We start from the raw sequence: 21,650 nt of genomic DNA on the forward strand, positions 1-21,650 counted from the left end.
AGTAAAGCAAAGCAAGTTAGGGAATTTAGCTTAAATTGTTTTCAAACACCCATCAAACAAAGGCTAAGCAAGGTTTCACAAATGTTAACAAAATAGATTTTCAAAAACCATAAATAATTGTATTTTTACGGTTCAAAATTCAGAAAATAAATGGGCAAAATCATTGCTATTGCTAATCAAAAAGGAGGCGTTGGAAAAACTACTACATCAGTAAATCTTGCTGCCTCATTAGGTGTTTTAGAGAAAAAAGTTTTATTGATCGATGCTGATCCTCAAGCCAATGCCACTTCTGGTCTTGGAATTGATGTGGAAACAGTTGAAACCGGAACTTACCAGATTCTTGAACACACTGTAACACCAAAAGAAGCTATTCTAAAATGTACAGCTCCAAATGTTGACGTGATACCTGCTCACATTGATCTTGTTGCGATCGAAATTGAGCTGGTTGATAAAGAAAACCGTGAATACATGCTTAAAAAAGCATTAGAAGAAGCTAAAAAAGAGTATGATTTCATCATAATCGACTGTGCACCTTCTTTAGGATTATTAACTTTAAATGCTTTAACAGCTGCTGATTCTGTAGTTATTCCGATTCAGTGTGAATATTTTGCACTTGAAGGATTAGGAAAGCTATTGAACACTATTAAAAGTATTCAGAAAATACATAATCCTGACCTGGATATTGAAGGATTACTACTAACCATGTATGATTCAAGATTACGTTTGTCAAATCAGGTTGTTGAAGAGGTTCAAAAGCACTTTAACGATATGGTTTTTGAAACCGTTATTCAGCGAAATGTAAAATTAAGTGAAGCCCCAAGTTTTGGAGAAAGCATCATTAATTATGACGCAACAAGCAAAGGAGCAGTGAATTACATTAATTTAGCTCAGGAAATTATAAAGAAAAACAGCAAATAGTTTTTATGACAAAAGCAATTAAAAAACAAGCCTTAGGGAGAGGATTATCAGCATTATTAAAAGATCCGGAAAATGACATTACATCAGTAGAAGACAAAAATGCTGACAAAGTTGTTGGAAACATCATTGAGCTTGAAATAAGTGCTATCGAAATAAATCCGTTTCAGCCCAGAAGTAATTTCAATGAGGAATCTTTACGTGAATTAGCCACTTCTATTAAAGAACTTGGTGTAATTCAACCTATTACTGTTCGAAAATTAGATTTTAATAAATACCAGTTAATTTCCGGAGAGCGTCGTTTGCGTGCTTCGACTTTGATAGGCTTAACACATATTCCTGCTTACATCCGTATTGCTAATGATAATGAATCATTGGTAATGGCTTTGGTTGAAAACATTCAGCGTCATGACTTAGACCCTATTGAGATTGCTCTTTCATACCAGCGTCTGATGGATGAAATTCAGCTAACTCAAGAACAAATGAGTGAACGTGTTGGTAAAAAACGTTCTACGATTGCCAATTATTTACGTCTTCTAAAATTAGACCCAATCATTCAGACAGGTATCCGCGATGGCTTTATCAGTATGGGGCACGGAAGAGCTATTATCAATATTGAAGATCTGGACATTCAGACCGATATTTACCAAAAAATAGTGAGTCAAAACCTATCAGTACGTGAAACTGAGACTTTAGTTAAAAATTATCACGAAAGCCTGCAGCCCAAAGCTGAAGGAAAACCAAAAATAGCTTCTTCATTTGTAGTTAAAGAAACGCAAAAAAACACATTCAATGACTATTTTGGTTCAAAAGTTGATATAAAAGTTGCCGGAAACGGAAAAGGAAAAATTACAATTCCGTTTAACTCAGAAGCCGACTTTAACAGAATTATAAAATTAATAAACGGATAGTGAATAAAATTGTCCCCATAACTCTATTGTTCTTTCTATCAGGAACCGTCTCTTTTTTTGCTCAGGCAAAACAAGAAACGGTTTTAGTCGCTAAAGACACTTCCAAATTAGAAGAAATAGACCCGCTGAGACCAGCAAAAGCTGCCTTCTACTCGGCAATTTTACCAGGCTTAGGACAGGCATACAATAAAAAATACTGGAAAATCCCTTTGGTATATGGCGCAATTGGCACCAGTATGTATTTTTATCTTGATAATCAAAAAAAATATCGAGAAGCAAGAAATGAATACAAAAGAAGACTAGAAGGTTATGAACCAAGCGAAAAATTTGCGAGGCTTGATGACTCCCGTCTTATTGCAGCCCAAAAGTTTTATCAGCGTAATCGCGATTTATCCTCATTGTTTGTCGTTGGTTTTTATGCTTTAAATATCATTGATGCTAATGTTGATGCTTCACTGATACAATTTAATGTGAATGAAAGATTATCTGTACGCCCGGAAATCTACCCTACAGATGTAACTTTTAAACCAAATGTAGGACTAACTTTTAATTACAACTTTTAAATAGCTTTTTTACTATTCTATTTAAATAAAAAAAAATATACAAAAAAAAATGAAAATTGCACTTTTAGGATACGGAAAAATGGGCCAGGTAATCGAAAGAATTGCTCTGGAGAGAGGGCATGAAATTGTCCTGAAAAAAGACGAATTCAATACATATGACGGTCTTTCAACAGCGGATGTTGCTATCGATTTCAGTGTTCCCACAGCTGCTGTAGCTAATATTTCAAGTTGCTTTCATGCCAATGTTCCGGTAGTTTCAGGAACAACAGGCTGGTTAGAACATTATGATGAAGTGGAAGCTCTTTGCAACGAAAAACAAGGTGGCTTCATCTCTAGTTCAAACTTTAGTTTAGGCGTTAATATTTTTTTCGGCTTGAATGAATATCTGGCTAAAATTATGAGTCAGTTTGATTCTTACAAAGTATCAATGGAAGAAATTCACCATACTCAAAAGTTAGATGCACCAAGCGGAACAGCTATTTCATTAGCAAAAGGTGTCATTGAAAACAGTGCTTATGCAAATTGGACAATGGAAGATCCGAAGTCAAATGAAATTCATATTGAAGCTAAAAGAATTGGTGATGTTCCAGGAACACATACTGTAACTTACGATTCTATAGTTGACAGCATCGAATTAAAACATACTGCCCATAATCGTGAAGGCTTTGCCCTTGGAGCTGTTATTGCCGCTGAATGGCTTGCTGGCAAAAAAGGAATCTACACGATGAAAGACGTTTTAAATCTGGAATCTAAATAAAATCCAAAAAATAATATTCTGAAATTTCAGAACTAAAACATAAAACTATGACACTTTATCTTTGGTTTGTTTTTTTCTTAGCAGTACAAATAATCCATTTTCTGGGTACCTGGAAATTATATCAGGCTGCGGGCCGTAAGTCATGGGAAGCAGCAATTCCCGTTTATAATTCAATCGTTTTAATGAAAATTATCGGGCGGCCAACCTGGTGGACAATCCTGCTTTTCATACCCATAATCAATCTTATTATGTTTCCTGTCGTTTGGGTGGAAACTTTGAGAACATTTGGAAAAAAATCAACATTAGATACCTTTTTAGGCATTTTCACTCTGGGGTTTTATATCTATTATGTCAATTATACCCAAAAATTAGAGTACAATGCAGAAAGAAAACTAACCCCTGAAAACAGAGCTGCCGACACGGTTAGCTCTCTGCTTTTCGCTATAATTGTAGCAACTTTGGTACACACTTATGTTGTACAGCCGTTTACAATCCCAACTTCTTCATTAGAGAAATCATTATTAATTGGTGATTTTTTATTTGTGAGCAAGGTAAACTACGGCCCTCGTGTTCCCATGACTACTGTAGCGTTACCAATGGTTCACGACTCTATTCCTTTAACAAAAAAGAAATCTTACTTAAGCTGGCCGCAATTACCTTATTTCAGGCTTCCGGCTTTAGAAAAAATAAAACGAAATGACATTGTCGTTTTTAACTGGCCGGTCGATACAGTACATTACTTCTTTGAGCCAAAAGGAAAACCGGGTGTTATAAAACCAATTGACAAGAAATCAAATTATGTAAAACGCTGCGTAGGTGTCCCAGGGGATAGTTTATCAATAAAGGATGGATTCGTTTATATTAATAATAAAAAACTAATCCTTCCTGAAAGGGCAAAACCACAATATTCGTATGCTGTAGCATTAGACGGAAAGACACCTATTGATTTTGAATCTCTTTTAAAAGAACTTAAGGTCAATCTTGTTGATGTTATGGGATTTAAGGATGAAGCAAAAAGAGATACCTTATATTTTGCAGCTTTAACAGAAGAAAGTGTTCAGCGATTAAAAAATACTCCCGGAATTACGAATGTAAAAAGACAAATTTCTAAAGGAAATGACAATTCCATTTTTCCTCATATCAACAAATGGAATCAGGATAATTTTGGTCCGATATATATTCCGGAAGCGGGAAAAACAGTTGCTTTAACAAATGAATCATTGCCATTTTACAAGGACATCATCACTACTTACGAAGGCAATACTTTAGAGTTGCAGGGTTCAAAATTTTTAATAAACGGCAAACCGGCAACCAAATACACTTTCAAACAAAACTATTACTGGATGATGGGTGACAACCGTCATAACTCTGAAGATAGTCGCTACTGGGGATATGTTCCTGAAAACCACATTGTAGGAAAACCGGTTTTCATCTGGATGAGCTGGGATACGAACGGAAAAGGCATCAATAAAGTACGTTGGGACAGGGTTTTCACAACAGTTGATGGCGAAGGTCAGCCACAATCCTATTTTAAATATTTCCTTGTAGCTTTAGCAGTATTTTTTATTGGAGAATATTTTTGGAAAAAAAGAAAAGAAAATAAAGCATAAATAAAATAGTTATTTTAGTTTCAGGTTTCAAGTTTTATAAGAACCTCAAACTTGAAACCTGAAACTTTTAAACAAAAAACAATGAACTCTTTATTACTTCCTACCTATTTTCCGTCAATTAGCCATTTCGCAGTTATGGTTCAATCTGAAAATATCATTTTTGAGATGGAAGATAATTTTCAGAAACAGACTAACAGAAACCGTACCTATATCTATAGTCCAAACGGGATTCAGTTGTTAAACATCCCTATTAAGCACTCTAAATCAGCACATCAAAAAACAAAAGATGTTTTGATTGAAAATGAATTCGACTGGCAAAAACAGCATTTTAAATCTTTGGAAGCAGCTTACAGAAGCTCTCCTTTTTTTGAATTTTTCGAGGACGACATTCTTCCTGTATTCGAAAAAAAACATACTTTTTTAATGGATTTAAACATGGAAGTCCTGGAAACAGTTACCAAATGCTTACGAATGAAATTAGAATTTGGAAAAACAACTGAATATTTTCATGAGGCAGAAAATGTTGCTGATTTCAGATATCTGGCTAATGGAAAAAAAGATCAGAATTCATTTGAAAAATATCCTCAGGTTTTCGATGACAAGCATGGTTTTATAAACAATTTAAGCGTTTTAGATTTACTTTTCAATGAAGGGAAATTTGCAATGGATTATTTAAAAACACAGAAAATTATATAAATCAATTATGAATGTAAGTTGTGAATTATGAGTTTTCATCTCACTATTTAACTTTTCAATTTCGTCTTTGGTTCAAAAATTATTCCATTGAAAGCCTTGCCATGATAGGATAATGATCTGAATTTTCAAAATCAGAAAAACTTTCAAACTGTTTTACCTTCATTTTAGGATCAGTAAAAATATAGTCGATTCTGGCAGGATAATATTTAAATTTATAAGTAGCACCAAAACCTTCGCCTGCTTCTTCAAAAGTATCTTTTAGTTTTCCTTTTATATTTCGATAGACATAAGAAAAAGGGCTGTTATTCATGTCTCCACAAATAATAATCGGGTATTTACATTGTTTGATGTTTTCTTTAAAAATCTCCGCCTGCTCTTGCTGCTGTCTAAATCCTTTACTTATTCTGGCCAGTATTCGCTGTGATTTTTTTTGATTTACATTATCAATATCATCCGAAATTTCATTTACATCAGGCGAAATTTTAATAGACTGTAAGTGCATATTGTAAATTCTGATTACGTCCTTACCTCGTTTTATATCAGCATAAACCACATTATTATCTGAATTCGGAAAAATAATCTTCCCTTCATTTATAATAGGGAACTTCGAAAAAATAGCCTGCCCAGTTTTGATTTTCTTTCCATCAATAAAAATATAACGGTGCGGATATACTTTTAGATCCAGATGTGCAGAATTCGAATACTCCTGAATACACAAAATATCAGGATTTTTTTCATCTATAAATGCTTTTATGTTATCAGGAATATCATCACGTTCGAGCCATTTAAAAACATTAAAAAGACGAACATTATAACTCATCACAGAGAAGTCCTTTTCGTCTTCTACATATTCTTTCCCCGAAGTTTTATAAAATTTGCTAATAAATGTAATACCCGTCAACAATACCAATCCTGATAAAATAAGACGTTTTTTAAACTGAATTGCCCAATAAATAAAGAATAACCCGTTTGCCACAAAAAAGGCCGGCATAAACAATGTGAGCACCGATAAAAGTGGAAAACTTTTAGGTGCTAAAAAAGGCAAAACATAGATACTAAATGTAAGAACAGTCAGTACTATATTCAAAAAGAACATTAATTTATTAAACCAGGAAAGGTTTTTCATATTATTCTGCTAAAGATTATTTTCCAGCTTTAAATAGAAACTCTTTTTCTTCTTTAGTAAGACAATCATAACCAGATTGGCTGATTTTGTCTAAAATTTCATCAATTTGCTGTTGCGTTTTGTCTTTGGTAACAATCCTTGATGTCGCTTTTTCTGTAGGTTTTTGATAATTTTTATGCACTTTTTTAAACGGGGTCTTAGGGGATTTTTTAAATAGATTGGTAAAAAAGTCTACTATTTTGGTAATAATAATACTTAAATCTGTTCCGCTTTGGATGAGCTTTACATACATAAACCCAAAAAAGGCACCGGCTAAATGCGATATATGCCCTCCGGTATTGTCTAAACGCAACTGCATCAGGTCTAAAATCAGGATTACGCCTGTTATGTGCCATAATTTTACATTTCCAATCAACAGTAAACGAACATCCATCAATGGCTGATATGTTGTTGCCGCAACCAAAATTGCCATAATTGCAGCAGAAGCTCCGACTATAGGTGCCGAAATATTTAAAAAATAATAACTTAATGCAAATATAATTCCGGCAAAAACAGCACTTAAAATATACAATCCCAGATATTGTTTTTGAGTAAAAAAGGTCAAAAACAACTGGCTTGCAAAATTCAAAACCATCATATTAAACAATAAATGCAAAAATGAAGAATGAAAAAAAGCATACGTTAAAAACGTCCAGGGCTTGAATAAAAAAACCTGAGAATCTGAAGACAGCGCAAGCCAATTCGGATAAGCAAATGCCCCTGTAAAATTCGGCCAGAAAAAAACTAATGAAATAATAAAGCAAGCAACATTCCAATAAATTAGCCGCATTGCTATACCGCCTAATCTATATTGTAATTTTAAATCATCCAGAATATTCATAAAAGCTTTTTTTTCGTTTTATTAATTATTAAAGTTAAAAATTAATTCCAACGATTGTTATTAAACTGATTTTTTTTCCAGTATAACATCATTAAAAAACCAGTTATTGCACCTCCTATATGCGCAAAATGCGCTATACCTGTACCTCCGCTTCCAAACAATGATCCTCCTTTAAAACCTAAGAATAAATCGACAGCTAAAATTCCCGGTACAAAATATTTTGCCTTGATTGGTATTGGTATAAACATTAAAGCAAGCTCAGCATTAGGAAACATAAAAGCAAAAGCAGTCAACAAACCATAAATAGCACCTGAGGCCCCAACAATTGTCCCGATGTAAGCATTTGTAAAACCATCAAATTGTGTTACTGAAACCAAATCCTGCCATCTTGTATCTATTTTTCCTTCTCCTAAAAGTTTTAAAATATCTTCTTTTTGAAAACCATGACTGGTCAATACATTAATAGTATCCTGAAAAAAATAATAGTTTACAGCTGTATGCAACAAAGCCGATCCTAAGCCACATGAAATATAAAAAAACAAAAATTTCTTGCCTCCCCAAAAATGCTCCAAAGCCGAACCAAAGGAAACCATTGCAAACATATTGAAAGCAATATGCATGATTCCACCATGCATAAACATATGTGTAATAGGCTGCCAAACCTGAAAACCTGGATTTTCAGGAAAAAACATAGCCAGGTACTCGTACGAAACGGGTACAAGTTGTGAACCAATAAAAAAAATAATATTAATAATAAGCAGTTGTTTTACAACTGGAGTCATATTCATCATAAGGCAAACTTTTTATCTATATCTTCCACACGCATGGTGATGAAAGTAGGTTTTTGAAAAGGTGAAATATTGGGATCTTTACAGGCAAATAATCCATTTACTAAATTATCCTGCTCTGTTTCGGTTAAATAAGACCCGGTTTTAATTGCTAAACTTTTGGCCATTGATTTGGCTATGGTATCATTCTGGCTATAACTGCTCGCTGGAATTCCGTCTTGTAAGTCGCTTAATAATTGTTCAATTACAAGAGAGACTTCGCTTTCAGTAATATTAACAGGAATTCCTGAAATCACAACATGATCTGATTGTGTTTCTTCAAAAACAAAGCCTGTTGTTTCTAATGAAGGTTTAAGCTCTTCGATTAACGCCATTTCATCTGATGAATAAAACAAATTCAAAGGAAACAACAATTGTTGACTCGAAGCCTGATTCACTGTCATATTCAGCAAAAACTGTTCATATAAAATACGCTGATGAGCCCGCTGCTGATCCACAATTACCATTCCTGATTTTATTGGCGAAACGATATATTTTTTATGTATCTGATATGTTTTTTGGCTTGCCTGCTCTACTTCATCATCATTAAAGAGAGAAGAAGTAACTTCCTCATTTTCGAATGTAAATGGTGAACTTTCAATGCTTTCTGCATTATCTAAATCCAGCCCAACATATAAGCTTTCCCAACTTGCTGTTGGCTCTACTCTTTTAGAATATCCGGAATACGAATTCGATCCTGAACTAAAACCAGAGGATGAACCTGAACCTGATCCCGAACCGGCTTTTGAATAATGCTGATTAGTTTTGTCATCCGTAAAAGGATTAAAATTGCCATCAACCTGAATCGTTGGTGTTTCGGCTTGTAAATCTTTATAGTGATAAGGTGTATCCAAATTCGAATCCCGATCAAAATCAAGAACCGGCGCTACATTAAACTGACCTAAACTGTGTTTTATCGAAGCCCTCAAAATAGCATATAAAGCCTGCTCGTCATCAAACTTTATTTCGGTTTTTGTTGGATGAATATTAATATCGATTGTATTCGGCGGAACTTGCAGATACAAGAAATAACTTGGCTGTGAGCCATCTTTTAAAAGCCCTTCGTAAGCAGCCATAACTGCATGATGCAAATAACCGCTCTTTATAAAACGATCGTTTACAAAAAAGAACTGCTCGCCCCTGCTTTTCTTGGCAAATTCCGGTTTACATACAAACCCCTGAATGTTTATAATTTCAGTATCTTCATTAACAGGAACCAATTTTTCATTCGTTTTTCCTGACATTATTCCAACTATACGCTGGCGATACCCTGCAGCAGGTAAATTATACATCTCGCTTCCGTTGTGATAAAAAGTAAAATGAATATTTGGATGGGCCAAAGCAACACGTTGAAATTCATCCATAACATGACGAAATTCAACTGTATCTGACTTTAAGAAATTGCGTCTGGCAGGAATATTAAAAAATAAATTTTTAACCGCAAAAGAAGTTCCTTTTGGTAAAACTGCCACTTCCTGCGAAATAAATTTACTTCCTTCAATAACAATATGCGTTCCTAATTCTTCCTGATCCTGCCTGGTTTTCATTTCCATATGAGCAATCGCCGCAATCGAAGCTAAAGCTTCTCCACGGAAACCTTTAGTACACAACGAAAACAAATCTTCGGCCTGACGAATTTTTGAGGTCGCATGACGTTCAAAACACAAACGTGCGTCAGTAACGCTCATTCCTTTGCCATTATCAATCACCTGAACTAGTGATTTTCCAGCATCTTTAATAATCAATTTAATATCAGTCGCATTAGCATCAACTGCGTTTTCTAAAAGCTCTTTTACAACCGAAGCAGGTCTTTGTACCACCTCTCCGGCAGCAATTTGATTGGCAACATGATCAGGAAGTAATTGAATAATACTCGACATTGAAAATTTTAGATTGTAGATTAACGATTTAAGATTTTGATTTTAAATCTAAACCAAGGTGTACAAATTTAATGAATTTCTACTGGCTTTTAGAATTTCATTAGTCATAAAAAAAACAAAAAACCTATACTATTTTTACACAGTATAGGCTTTATAATATTTAAAAAAATGTTTTTTTTATTCGTTCTCAATTTTTCTGGGAGTATCTTCAATCTGAATCGCCCCTGAAGACAGCAATGGCTGACTAAAAGGATGCGAGATAGAAGCCTGCTGACGGATGTAAGCCATTTTTATGGCAGCAATAGCAGCTTCTGTCCCCTTGTTCCCGTGAATCCCTCCGCTTCTGTCAATTGACTGTTGCATTGTATTATCTGTCAGGACGCAAAATATTACAGGAATATCCGTCTGAACATTCAGATCTTTAATTCCTTGAGTTACACCTTCGCAAACAAAATCAAAATGTTTTGTCTGTCCCTGGATTACACAACCAATTACAATAACTGCATCTACATTTTGTGTCTGCAGCATTTTTTTTGCACCATAAATCAATTCAAAACTTCCCGGAACATTCCAGCGGATAATTTGCTGTGCAGGAACATCGCAGTCAATTAGTGCTTCAAAAGCACCATTATAAAGTCCTTCGGTTATAGTGTCATTCCACTCAGAAACAACAATCCCAAATCGAAAGTCTTTCGCATTTGGGATCGTGTTTTTATCGTATTCTGATAAATTTTTATTTTCGGTAGCCATTTGTAGTATTATTAGAATTTAAATTTACGATTGCTAAAATACGAATCTAAAATATAAAATCTGAACTCAAAAGTATAATTATTGCGCTAATCCAATCAAGGCATCAACTGAAGCTGCTTCCGGAGTTCCGTCAAAGTTTTCTTTAATATCTGTAAGGTATTTCAGGGCATCTTCTTTTTGTCCTAAAGCTATAGCGGTTTTACCTGCTTTTAATAAAAAACGAGGTGTTGTGAAATCATTTTTATTAGATTCAGCAGCTTTTACATAATAATCAAGAGCTTCTTTTTGATTATTTTTTTGAGAATAAGCATCTCCAATTGCACCTTTAGCTAAAGCGCTTAAAATCATATCATCTGATTTAAACTCTCCTAAATATTTGATCGCTTCGTCAAATTTACCGGTGTTCAAATAAGCCATACCAGCATAATAATTGGCTAAGTTCCCAGCATCAGTTCCTGAATATTCATCAGCAATTTTGACAAATCCGAATTTACCTTCAGAACCATTCAAAGCCAATTTGTATAATGAATCGCTTGCTACACCATCAGTGGCTTTTTGGAAATTTTGCTGTGCAACAAACATTTCGTTAGCAGCTTCATCTTGCTTAGGTGCTTCAATAAATTTTTGGTAAGCCAAATATCCAATAGTTAATACAGCAATACCAGCAACTAAACCAATAATGATTTTTTGATTTTTAGCAACCCAATCCTCAGTTCTTGAAGCAGTTTCATCTAATTTTGAAAAAACACCAGCTGTTGTACTGTCTTTTTCATCAATTACTACCTGTGTTTCTTCAGTTACTTCTTTAACTTCCTTTTCCTTTGGTGCTTTATATCCTCTTTTATTGTAAGTAGCCATTTAAAATTAATTTAGTGAACGGCAAAAATAAAATTTTTATTGAAACTGAAGTAAAAAAAATCGATTTTATCACTATTTAAAAAAAAATATTTTCGATAATGATAATTACTTTCATATTGACACTAAAATAATTCATTCCAAAACGCACTAAAAGCCTAATATATCGATAATTTTCGATAATTTGCACCCTTAAATATTTGCTGTTTCTAAACATCATATTTTACCTATTAAGGTGCCTAAAAAATGCATTTAAACAAGATTTCCTTATTCAATTATAAAAATTTCTCCGAAATCAGTTTCGATTTCGACCGTAAAATCAATTGTTTTGTCGGCAAAAATGGAATTGGCAAGACCAATGTGCTTGATGCGATTTATCATTTAGCATACGGAAAAAGCTATTTCAATCCACTTGCCGTTCAAAACATAAAACACGGAGAAGAGTTTTTTGTAATTGACGCCGAATTAGAAAAGAATGACAGAACGGAGCAAATTGTCTGCAGTTTAAAAAAAGGACAAAAAAAGGTTTTAAAAAGAAACGGAAAAGCTTATGATAAATTTTCAGATCATATTGGATTTATTCCGTTAGTCATTATTTCGCCAGCAGACCGTGATTTAATTGTGGAAGGAAGCGAAACACGCCGTAAATTTATGGATAGCGTGATTTCACAATTAGACTCCACGTATCTGCATCAGCTTATTCAGTATCAGAAAGTAATTGTACAGCGAAATGCACTTTTAAAATATTTTGCACTCAATCATACTTTTGACAATGATACCTTATCTATATATAATGAGCAATTAAATGAATACGGAAAATCGATTTTTGAAAAACGAAAAGATTTTCTGGAACAATTTATACCTATATTTAATGTACACCATCAAGCCATTACAGGTTCTGAAGAATCAGTACAATTAGTGTATGAAAGTCATTTATCCGAAAAAAACTTATTGACGCTTTTACAAGAAAACATCAATAAAGATCGTGCCTTACATTATACAACTGTCGGAATTCATAAAGATGATTTGTCGTTTGAAATTGATTCGCATCCCATAAAAAAATTCGGTTCGCAAGGTCAGCAAAAATCATTTTTGATTGCTTTAAAACTGGCTCAATTTGAATTTTTGAAAAAACAAAGCGGTGTAAAACCTATTTTACTTTTTGACGATATTTTTGACAAACTCGATGAATCCCGCGTTTCTAAAATTATCGAAATGGTAAACAGCGAGACTTTTGGGCAGCTTTTTATTTCTGACACACATCCGGAACGTACCGAAGCGATTGTGAAATCGACACATCAGAGTTATAAGATATTTAATTTGTAATTTTATAAATAATTCAACAAAAACAACTGCAATAAAAAAAGGATTATGCTAACAAAAGAATCATTGCAATTTTTAGACGATTTAAAAAAAAACAATAATAGAGACTGGTTTCAGGACAACAAAAAGCGTTATGAAATCTTCAAAAAAGACTACCATCAACTGGTCAGCGATTTTCTGGATGCAATGAAACCGCTTGATCCTTCATTAGAATTACTGGAAGTTAAAAACTGTACTTTTAGAATCAATCGTGATATTCGTTTTTCTAAAGACAAATCGCCTTACAAAGCACATTTGGGTGTCTGGATGTCAGCTGGTGCGAAAGGCGCAAATCGTTCCGGATATTATGTACACATTGAAAAAGGCGCGAGTTTTATAGCCGGCGGATTTTATTCGCCTGAAGCGGAAGATTTAAAGAAAGTCCGTAAAGAAATTGCTTTTTTTTATGAAGATTTAGAAGAAATACTAAATAATAAAAACTTCAAAAAAGAATTCGGAAGCTTAGACATTAACGAAAATAACTCGCTTAAAAGCATGCCCAGAGGTTATGAAAAAGATCATCCGGCAATTGAGTTTTTAAAATTGAAGAGTTTTACCGCCACTCAAAAATTTGATATTTCTGAAGTTACACAGAAAGATTTCGTTTATAAAATGAGTAAAAAACTAATTGCCCTAAAACCATTGAACGAATTCATCAATCGTGCTTTAGAGACTGATGAATTCTAAAATTGTTTTGCCATGAATTTCACAAATTACACTAATTAATTCGTAGAAATTAGTGAAATTCGTGACGGAAAAATAAACAACCTGAATGAAAAGAAAAATACTTTTTCTGGGAGAATCCTATCGCGCTGATGCCATAACCTGGATGAAAGGCCTGAAAGAATTTGGTGATTTTAAAATCATTACCTGGGAGCTTCAGACACCTAATAATCAAAGATTCAAACGTATTTTTGAATATTTATTCTCTCCTCTTTCAATTCGAAAAATAATCAGGAAAGAAAAACCGGACATGGTTATTGCAGAAAGAACAACCAGTTATGGTTTTCTTGCCGCTTTATCCGGATCTAAAACTATTGCCATTGCGCAACAAGGAAGAACCGATTTATGGCCTGAAGAATCTGTTTTATATCCTTTTAAGAAAATCATTCAGAAATATGCTTTCAAAAAAGCGCATTTAATTCATGCGTGGGGACCAGTGATGGCAGTTCACATGAAAACAACCGGCGTTGATATGAATAAAGTTTTGGTTTTGCCAAAGGGTATTGATTTATCGCTTTTTACTCCTTCAACCAATAATTCGAACAAAATTGAAGCGATTGTAACGCGTTCGCTTCAACCGGAATATCGACATGATTCGATTTTAAAAGCATTCGGAATTTTAAACCAAAAAGGAATTGATTTTTCTCTGACTATTGTAGGCGACGGAACAAGGCTGCAATGTTTAAAAGATTTAGCGAAAGATTTAAAAATAGAAAACAAAGTGATTTTTACAGGAAGAATCCCCAATACAGAACTTCCAAAACTGTTACAGCAATCGAATATTTATATCAGCATGCCGATTACAGAAGGTGTTTCGGCTTCTTTATTTGAAGCAATGGCTTGTAATTGTTATCCCATAGTTTCAGATATTCCGGGAAATCAAAGCTGGATTACCCATCGCGAAAATGGACAATTAATCGGAATTGATAATATCGAAATGCTGGCTGAAGAATTAATCTGGTCTTTTGAAAATCCTGAATTGCGAAATCAGGCGATTGTTCGAAATAGAAAGTTTGTGGAAGAGAATGCGAGTTATGATGTTAACATGAAGGTTATTACGGAGAAATATCATAACATACTAAACTTGCAAAATAGTTAACCGCAAAGTTCGCAAGGGTTTACGATATGAATACAAAGCTTTGTAAGCTTTGCACAAACTTTGTGTCGTTGCAGTTAAATTAAAACTTATAATTCATACTTTTGAATTCAGATTAAAAAGCCTTTTACATATGGAAATCCAATCCAATTTTTCTTTAAAAAACTACAATACTTTTGGCATTGAAGCCAAGGCTAAACAATTCGTTGCAGTTCACTCAAATGCCGAATTAAAAACAATTTTAGAAGAAAATAAAAACAAAAAAAAGTTCATTTTAGGAGGCGGAAGCAATATGCTTTTAACCAAAGACATTGATGCATTGGTTATTCATATTGATTTAAAAGGAAAAGAAGTAATTAAAGAAGATGATGATTTTGTATGGGTAGAAAGTCAGGCCGGCGAAACCTGGCACGATTTCGTTCTTTATACGATCGACCATAACTTTGGAGGTTTAGAAAACATGTCTCTTATTCCCGGAAATGTGGGTACAACTCCGGTACAGAATATTGGTGCGTACGGAGCCGAAATCAAAGATACATTTGTTTCCTGCGATGCCATGAATATTGCTACTCAGGAAATGAAAACTTTTAATAATGCCGAATGTAATTTTGGCTACCGCGAAAGTATTTTTAAAAATGAAGTAAAAGACCAATATATTATTACTTCCGTTATTTTTAAACTAACGAAGCGTAATCATAAAATCAATACTTCATACGGGGATATTTTGGCTGAATTGTCAAAAAACAACATTACAGAACCGACCTTAAAAGATGTAAGCAACGCTGTAATTGCCATCAGAAAAAGTAAATTACCAGATCCGAAAGAGTTGGGAAACAGTGGCAGCTTCTTTAAAAATCCGATTTTATTAAAATCTGATTTCGAAAAAATTCACCAAAAGTTTCCTGAGATGAAATACTATGAAGTTTCTGAAACTGAAGTAAAAGTTCCGGCTGGCTGGCTAATTGAACAAGCTGGTTTAAAAGGAAAACGTTTTGGAGAAGCCGGAGTTCACAAAAATCAGGCTTTGGTTTTAGTAAATTACGGCAATGCAACGGGACAGGAAATTCTAGCCGTCTCAAAAGAAGTTCAAAAAACAGTTTTTGAAACTTTCGGCATTCATATTGAGGCAGAAGTAAATATTATCTAAACGGCTTCTCAATTATTTTCAGTCTTATAAATGAAAAAACTAAATTTCAAAATTATTCTTATCCAGTTCATAGGAATAATATTTTTAATCAACGGTCTTCTGCAGCTTAGATTTTATACAGCAGCAGAAAAAATCATTTATATCAGAAAACATTTTAAAAGCTCGCAAACACGAGGCTATGATCCTTTATTTCCTGCTGAAACAGATATTTTTGATTTTTGGTCAAGCATTTATGTATGGATATTTCTAGGCATGTTACTAGGAATCTGTCTGATTTCATATATAAATTGGAAAAACAAACTTTCGGCACTGAATAATATTATAATCGCATTATGCCTATATATCGTTCTAAGGCTTAAATTTTTCAGAAGAGGAATTCTATCCGATGTGTTCCATCCTTTCACAGTAAATTTATCTGATGATCTTGCAATACAATTTTTTATTGAAGGAATTATATTCACTTTTATTGGTTCCGTCATTTTATATGTAAGTGCTTATCGAAATTTATTTAATTTTAGCAAAAATAGGAGTAAAAGCTAGTTATAAAATGTACACACCACAGATTTACAAAAATGAAAATCAGGAAGAAATCAGGGCTTTTTTAAAAGAAAACAGTTTTGGAATCCTGATCAATCAGACTAACGGAAAATTATGTGCAACTCATATCCCGATAGAATTGGAATTGAATTCTGAAGGGAAAGAAATCCTGCAGGGACACATTTCAAAACTGAATCCGCAGGCAGAAGGCTTTGCAGAAAATGATCAGGTTTTGGCTGTATTTATCGGTCCACATTCCTATATTTCTTCTTCCTGGTACGATCATGAAAATGTACCAACATGGAATTATATAGCCGTGCATGTTTATGGAAAAATTAAGATTGTAGATTATGAAACTTCTGTAGAACAATTAAAAAAGCTGGTTGATAAATACGAAGTGAATTCGGAAAATCCCATTCGGGTTGAAGATTTATCTGCCAAAACAATGCGCGAAGCGAGAGGGATCTTTGGATTTGAAATAGAAATTGAAGAAATTCAGGCTGCCAAAAAACTTTCTCAGAACCGTGATGATCATAATTATAAAAACATCATTTCAGAATTAGAGAAAACTAAAAACGCTCAGTCTATTGCCATTGCGAAAGAAATGTCAAAATACCGAAAGTAAATCGGTTTTAATATTGAAAATTACGAATTCATAAGTACATTTGCACTCGCAAGATTCAGAAATTAAAAGACCATAAAACATATGCTTATATTTTTACTTTACTTCTTTATTGCTGTTGTATTCATACAAATTTTCTACTACTTAGGGATTTTTGGAAAGTTCGCTTTCGGTAAACCTCAAACTATTACGCCCAAAAAACTTCCGGTTTCTGTAATTGTCTGTGCAAAAAACGAAGAAGAAAATGTAAAAAAATACATTCCGCTTTTAGCAGAACAGAATTATCCTGATTTTGAAATTGTTTTAATTGATGACGCATCAAGCGATGAAACGTTAGAAGTTTTTGAACAATTTGAAGAGAAATATTCAAACATCCGATTAGTAAAAGTAAAAAATAACGAAGCTTTTTGGGGAAACAAAAAATATGCTTTAACATTAGGTATCAAAGCCTCGACAAAAGACTATTTACTTTTTACTGATGCTGATTGCTATCCCGTTTCAAAAGATTGGATCACTGCTATGAGTTCGCAATTTACAATGAACAAAACAATCGTTTTAGGATATGGAGGTTATGAAAAAAAAGAACGCTCTTTATTGAATAAAATTATACGTTTTGAAACAGTTCTTACCGCTATGCAATATTTTTCATGGGCTAAAGCAGGACTTCCTTACATGGGTGTAGGAAGAAATTTAGCTTATAAAAAAGAAGAGTTTTTTAATGTAAATGGATTTATAGATCACATCCAGATTCGTTCCGGTGATGATGATTTATTTGTAAATCAGGCAGCAAACAAAGCAAACACTACTATTGCATATAGCCCTGAAAGTTTCACTTATTCTAAAGCAAAAGAAACCTATAAAGAATGGTTTACTCAAAAAAGAAGACATGTCGCTACAGCAAATTATTATAAGTTTTTTGATAAAATACAATTAGGCCTTTTTTACATCTCACAATTATTATTCTTCTTATTAGTTATTATTTTATTGGCTTTCCAATTCCAATGGATTGCTGTATTGGCACTATTGGCAACCCGATACACGATCACCTGGATTGTAATTGGGTTTTCAGCCGGAAAATTAAAAGAAAATGACTTAAAAGTTTGGTTTCCTATTGTTGAAATTGTGCTTATATTCACGCAAATCAATATCTTTATAACTAATCTTTTTTCAAAACCAGTAAATTGGAAATAAATTCTAAAATAGAAAAAGCAAAACAAGGCGATCAGATCGCCTTTACTTTTTTATTAGATTTTTATTGGAATGAAGTGTACGGATTTATGCTCAAACGTACAGAAAATGAAACTGTAGCCGAAGATATTACCATTGAAACTTTTTCAAAAGCTTTTGACAAAATCGCAAGTTATAACCCGGAATTTCAATTCAACACCTGGTTAATCAGTATTGCAAAAAATGTTTACATTGATTTACTTCGCAAAAAGAAATCCAGTCTTTTTATAGAAATAACTGACAACGAAGATCAGCAGGCATACAACATTGCCGACCCTACCCCATCTGCCGAGGATGCATTAATTAAGGAGCAAAATTTATCCCGTCTGCTTTTATGCATCAAAGAATTAAAACCCCATTATCAGGAAGTCATTCAGTTACGATATTTTCAGGAAATGACATATCAGGAGATTGCACTCAAAATAAATGAGCCTTTAAGCAATGTAAAAGTAAAATTACTTCGGGCTAAAAAATTATTGGCAGAAATTATCGAACGTAACAGGTAATTCATTATCTTTAATAAAAGAATAAGATATCAATAATTTTATTCTTAAAAAAACCCACATTCCACATACCAAACGTTCTTTGTTTTCGTTATTAGTCAAACTAAAAACCTGTCATGCTTATGATTTAATGTTACTTAACCTTTTAAATCTAATTACTATGTCTAAATTAAGCCTTTACGAAACCAAATGGACTGATCTTGTTTTCGAGAATAAAAACAAAGAGTACGGCGCGTACCAATTACGTCAGGAGAATACCAAAACAACTGTTACTGCACTTTTTACAGCATTATTATTGATCGCTACATTGGGAGCTATATCTGTTGTAATCAACAAATTTAGACCTGTTGATATTACAGCTCAGCAACCTACAATTTTTGATGACCCGCTAGTTCCAGTAAATATGGATCCAACAATTGTACAGCCAAAAACAGAAGAACCAATTGCTCCACCTATGCAGGAAAGCGCTCCGGCATCAACTGAAGTACAATTAGTAAATCCGGTAGTAGCTCCAACTCATGAAGCAACACCGGAAGTTATCGCACCAAACACAAATAATGCTTCTACAGTAGATAATACTTCTGCCGGAACAGGAACCGTAGTGAATACATTACCAACAACCGGCGGTAATGGAACGGGAGGAGAAGCGACTGCATCAGCAGGTGATGGTAATTCGGTTGTAAGCACCGCTATATTAGACAAAATGCCTGAATTCCCAGGCGGAATGGCGAAGTTCTACACTTATGTTGGTAACAACTTCAACAAACCTGAACTGGACGCTGAAAGAACATTGAGGGTATATGTTTCTTTTGTTATCGAAAAAGATGGTTCAATGACTGACATCACAGTAAAAAATGATCCAGGTTACGGTTTAGGAAAAGAAGCTATACGTGTTCTAAAATCATTAAAAACAAAATGGACTCCTGGAATATTGGAAGGAAAGCCAGTGCGAACAGCATATAATCTTCCAATCACGATAAAAACAGAAATGGAATAACAACCAATAAAAAAGCAGAATTCAGGTTCTGCTTTTTTTTGTGCAAATTTTTATCATAACAAATGGAATACAATTAAACTTAATTTCTTAATCGTAAAAAACATTCCTTTATATTTAATTACTTTTACAACTGTTAAAAACATATTAGTTGTATAACATTAAAAACTAAAAAATGGGAATATTTTCAGCTATCCTTGGTAACGCAAGTTCTGTAAGCCAGGAAGATTTAATTAAAAAATACGGACAGCTTTTGACTGATAATGAGCAATTTGAAATAGGATTCAAATTAATCCGTGACACTTTTATCTTTACAAACAAAAGATTAATTTTAGTTGACGTACAGGGAATCACAGGCAGCAAAACAGAATATAAATCAATTACATATAAAAGCATTACACGATTTAGTGTAGAAACTGCCGGAACTTTTGACCTTGATGCCGAATTAAAAATTTGGGTTTCCAGCGAATTACAGCCAAGCATTGTAAAACAATTCAATAAATCGGTAAATGTATATGATGTTCAAAAAGTATTAGCACATCACGTTTTAGGTTAATCTCAAAATAAAAAACCCGACAAATTTAAACTGTCGGGTTTCTTTCTTTTTAATCAAAAACAATTATTTCTTTTTAGTAATTGTTTTCTTTGTGGTTGTCTTTTTTGTAGTAGTTGTTTTTTTAACTGGTACAGTATTGTCTATTTTTTGCTGCACATAGGATTTATATACTCCATCTTTTTCAGCTCTCTTTTTAGCATCTTCCGCTCTTTGTTTTGAGTCCGGGTGCGAACTCATCATTTTTTCTAAAAATGATGCTTCATTGCCTTCACTCATTTTGGCTAAAATCCTGAAAGCTGATTCTTCAGCATTAACGTTATAACCATTTTTTTTCATAAAATCATAGGCAAATAAATCTGCTTCAGATTCTTGTTTACGACTATGTTTGCTATCAATCATAGCACTTCCAATTTTACCCAGCTGACTATCCGTAATACTTGAAATTGTTGCAGACTGTGAAGAAACCCCATCAATCAAAGCTTCTTTTTGATAAGCTGCACGCATAGCATCTCTTGAATCATTATTAGCAACGTGACCAATTTCATGACCAATTACAGCCAGCAGTTCATTATCATCCATAATATCCATTAGTCCGGAATACACACGTACACTTCCATCCGCTGTTGCAAATGCATTTACTTCTTTTAATTTGTACACTTTATAGTTCAAAGTATAACCTTCACCGGAAGTATGTTTTCCAAAAAGCCTGTTCAATCTTAGTGTGTACGGATCATTTGGCCCTGCAACTTGATTTTCAGCATCTAATTTATCTACGGCCTCTTTAGATAATTTAGCCGCATCTGCATTTGTCAGACTAAAACTAGCCACTCCTTTTTGAACTGCCCCTATTGCTTTTTCACCAAAGTTAATCTGCGCCTGTACTTTTGTAAAGCTCAAAGAAGCGAATAGAATCCCTAGAACTATAAATTTATTTTTCATCTTTTTTTAATTTAATTACAGAGCAAATATACTTAGAACTAAAAATATAAAATGGTTTATATTTATTTCTTTTAACCGTTAAACAATCACAAATACATTACTTTATTAAAATTAAACCTTAATATATCCCATAAAATTAACAAATTACCGATAATCAACCAATAAAATCGATAA

23 protein-coding genes are annotated in these 21,650 nt (G+C 33.5%); 16 read left to right on the forward strand and 7 right to left on the reverse strand.

Annotated elements, in window-relative coordinates; translation table 11 throughout:
• The first annotated feature begins 150 nt into the window (after positions 1–150).
• The 6 genes from OZP09_RS08395 (at position 151) to OZP09_RS08420 (ending at position 5,452) form a co-directional block, all read left to right on the forward strand.
• Complete coding sequence (locus OZP09_RS08395; RefSeq protein ID WP_025571958.1) at positions 151–918, forward strand: ParA family protein; 768 nt, start codon at positions 151–153, stop codon at positions 916–918.
• A 5-nt stretch (positions 919–923) separates the two neighbouring features.
• Positions 924–1,826, forward strand: a complete 903-nt coding sequence (locus OZP09_RS08400; protein ID WP_269237387.1) for a ParB/RepB/Spo0J family partition protein — start codon at positions 924–926, stop codon at positions 1,824–1,826.
• Positions 1,826–2,389 (forward strand): DUF5683 domain-containing protein, encoded by a 564-nt coding sequence (locus OZP09_RS08405; protein ID WP_269237388.1) that lies wholly within the window; start codon positions 1,826–1,828, stop codon positions 2,387–2,389. The genes OZP09_RS08400 and OZP09_RS08405 overlap by 1 nt, the downstream gene beginning before the upstream one ends.
• Positions 2,390–2,438: 49 nt before the next feature.
• The gene (gene dapB, locus OZP09_RS08410; protein ID WP_269237390.1) at positions 2,439–3,146 is read left to right on the forward strand and encodes a 4-hydroxy-tetrahydrodipicolinate reductase; all 708 of its coding nucleotides are present in this window, start codon (positions 2,439–2,441) and stop codon (positions 3,144–3,146) included.
• Between the two features lie 47 nt (positions 3,147–3,193).
• Positions 3,194–4,756 carry a signal peptidase I gene (gene lepB / locus OZP09_RS08415; RefSeq protein WP_269237391.1) on the forward strand — a complete coding sequence of 521 codons (1,563 nt, stop codon included), beginning with the start codon at positions 3,194–3,196 and terminating at the stop codon, positions 4,754–4,756.
• An 81-nt stretch (positions 4,757–4,837) separates the two neighbouring features.
• A complete protein-coding gene (locus tag OZP09_RS08420) occupies positions 4,838–5,452 on the forward strand; it encodes a WbqC family protein (RefSeq protein ID WP_269237392.1) in 615 nt (204 codons plus the stop codon).
• 79 nt (positions 5,453–5,531) lie between these two features.
• Here OZP09_RS08420 and OZP09_RS08425 read toward each other — a convergent pair whose 3' ends face one another.
• The 6 genes from OZP09_RS08425 to OZP09_RS08450 form a co-directional block, all read right to left on the reverse strand.
• A complete protein-coding gene (locus OZP09_RS08425) occupies positions 5,532–6,578 on the reverse strand; it encodes an endonuclease/exonuclease/phosphatase family protein (RefSeq protein ID WP_281310602.1) in 1,047 nt (348 codons plus the stop codon).
• A 16-nt stretch (positions 6,579–6,594) separates the two neighbouring features.
• The gene (locus OZP09_RS08430; protein ID WP_281310603.1) at positions 6,595–7,458 is read right to left on the reverse strand and encodes a rhomboid family intramembrane serine protease; all 864 of its coding nucleotides are present in this window, start codon (positions 7,456–7,458) and stop codon (positions 6,595–6,597) included.
• A 41-nt stretch (positions 7,459–7,499) separates the two neighbouring features.
• Entirely contained in the window at positions 7,500–8,249 is a 750-nt protein-coding gene (locus tag OZP09_RS08435; protein ID WP_281310604.1) for a rhomboid family intramembrane serine protease, read from the reverse strand.
• Positions 8,246–10,165, reverse strand: a complete 1,920-nt coding sequence (gene mutL / locus OZP09_RS08440) for a DNA mismatch repair endonuclease MutL (protein ID WP_269237394.1) — start codon at positions 10,163–10,165, stop codon at positions 8,246–8,248. Before mutL ends, OZP09_RS08435 begins: the two co-directional genes overlap by 4 nt.
• Before the next feature lie 177 nt (positions 10,166–10,342).
• Complete coding sequence (gene ribH, locus OZP09_RS08445) at positions 10,343–10,915, reverse strand: 6,7-dimethyl-8-ribityllumazine synthase (RefSeq protein WP_269237395.1); 573 nt, start codon at positions 10,913–10,915, stop codon at positions 10,343–10,345.
• A gap of 78 nt (positions 10,916–10,993) precedes the next feature.
• On the reverse strand, positions 10,994–11,773 hold the full coding sequence (locus tag OZP09_RS08450; protein ID WP_269237396.1) for a tetratricopeptide repeat protein: 780 nt from the start codon (positions 11,771–11,773) through the stop codon (positions 10,994–10,996).
• 243 nt (positions 11,774–12,016) lie between these two features.
• On the opposite strand from OZP09_RS08450, the gene recF reads away from it, so the two are divergent.
• The 10 genes from recF to OZP09_RS08500 all read left to right on the forward strand — a co-directional run bounded on the left by recF (position 12,017) and on the right by OZP09_RS08500 (position 20,537).
• Positions 12,017–13,096: a DNA replication/repair protein RecF gene (recF, locus tag OZP09_RS08455; protein ID WP_269237397.1), complete on the forward strand. Its 1,080-nt coding sequence runs from the start codon at positions 12,017–12,019 to the stop codon at positions 13,094–13,096.
• A 45-nt stretch (positions 13,097–13,141) separates the two neighbouring features.
• Positions 13,142–13,819: a DUF2461 domain-containing protein gene (locus tag OZP09_RS08460; protein WP_281310605.1), complete on the forward strand. Its 678-nt coding sequence runs from the start codon at positions 13,142–13,144 to the stop codon at positions 13,817–13,819.
• Positions 13,820–13,904: 85 nt separating this feature from the next.
• The gene (locus OZP09_RS08465) at positions 13,905–14,954 is read left to right on the forward strand and encodes a glycosyltransferase (protein WP_281310606.1); all 1,050 of its coding nucleotides are present in this window, start codon (positions 13,905–13,907) and stop codon (positions 14,952–14,954) included.
• 130 nt (positions 14,955–15,084) lie between these two features.
• Complete coding sequence (murB, locus tag OZP09_RS08470) at positions 15,085–16,098, forward strand: UDP-N-acetylmuramate dehydrogenase (RefSeq protein WP_269237398.1); 1,014 nt, start codon at positions 15,085–15,087, stop codon at positions 16,096–16,098.
• Between the two features lie 30 nt (positions 16,099–16,128).
• The gene (locus OZP09_RS08475) at positions 16,129–16,638 is read left to right on the forward strand and encodes a hypothetical protein (protein WP_269237399.1); all 510 of its coding nucleotides are present in this window, start codon (positions 16,129–16,131) and stop codon (positions 16,636–16,638) included.
• Between the two features lie 7 nt (positions 16,639–16,645).
• Positions 16,646–17,260, forward strand: a complete 615-nt coding sequence (locus OZP09_RS08480) for an FMN-binding negative transcriptional regulator (protein WP_269237400.1) — start codon at positions 16,646–16,648, stop codon at positions 17,258–17,260.
• Between the two features lie 81 nt (positions 17,261–17,341).
• The gene (locus tag OZP09_RS08485; RefSeq protein ID WP_281310607.1) at positions 17,342–18,448 is read left to right on the forward strand and encodes a glycosyltransferase; all 1,107 of its coding nucleotides are present in this window, start codon (positions 17,342–17,344) and stop codon (positions 18,446–18,448) included.
• A complete protein-coding gene (locus tag OZP09_RS08490) occupies positions 18,439–18,990 on the forward strand; it encodes an RNA polymerase sigma factor (RefSeq protein ID WP_269237401.1) in 552 nt (183 codons plus the stop codon). The genes OZP09_RS08485 and OZP09_RS08490 overlap by 10 nt, the downstream gene beginning before the upstream one ends.
• A gap of 157 nt (positions 18,991–19,147) precedes the next feature.
• Positions 19,148–19,984, forward strand: a complete 837-nt coding sequence (locus tag OZP09_RS08495) for an energy transducer TonB (protein WP_269237403.1) — start codon at positions 19,148–19,150, stop codon at positions 19,982–19,984.
• 172 nt (positions 19,985–20,156) lie between these two features.
• Complete coding sequence (locus tag OZP09_RS08500; protein WP_269237405.1) at positions 20,157–20,537, forward strand: PH domain-containing protein; 381 nt, start codon at positions 20,157–20,159, stop codon at positions 20,535–20,537.
• A 63-nt stretch (positions 20,538–20,600) separates the two neighbouring features.
• Here OZP09_RS08500 and OZP09_RS08505 read toward each other — a convergent pair whose 3' ends face one another.
• Positions 20,601–21,476 carry a M48 family metalloprotease gene (locus tag OZP09_RS08505; RefSeq protein WP_281310608.1) on the reverse strand — a complete coding sequence of 292 codons (876 nt, stop codon included), beginning with the start codon at positions 21,474–21,476 and terminating at the stop codon, positions 20,601–20,603.
• Positions 21,477–21,650: the final 174 nt, after the last annotated feature.

Origin of the sequence: Flavobacterium flavigenum (assembly GCF_027111255.2) — a bacterium.
Taxonomy (GTDB): Bacteria; Bacteroidota; Bacteroidia; order Flavobacteriales; family Flavobacteriaceae; genus Flavobacterium; species Flavobacterium flavigenum.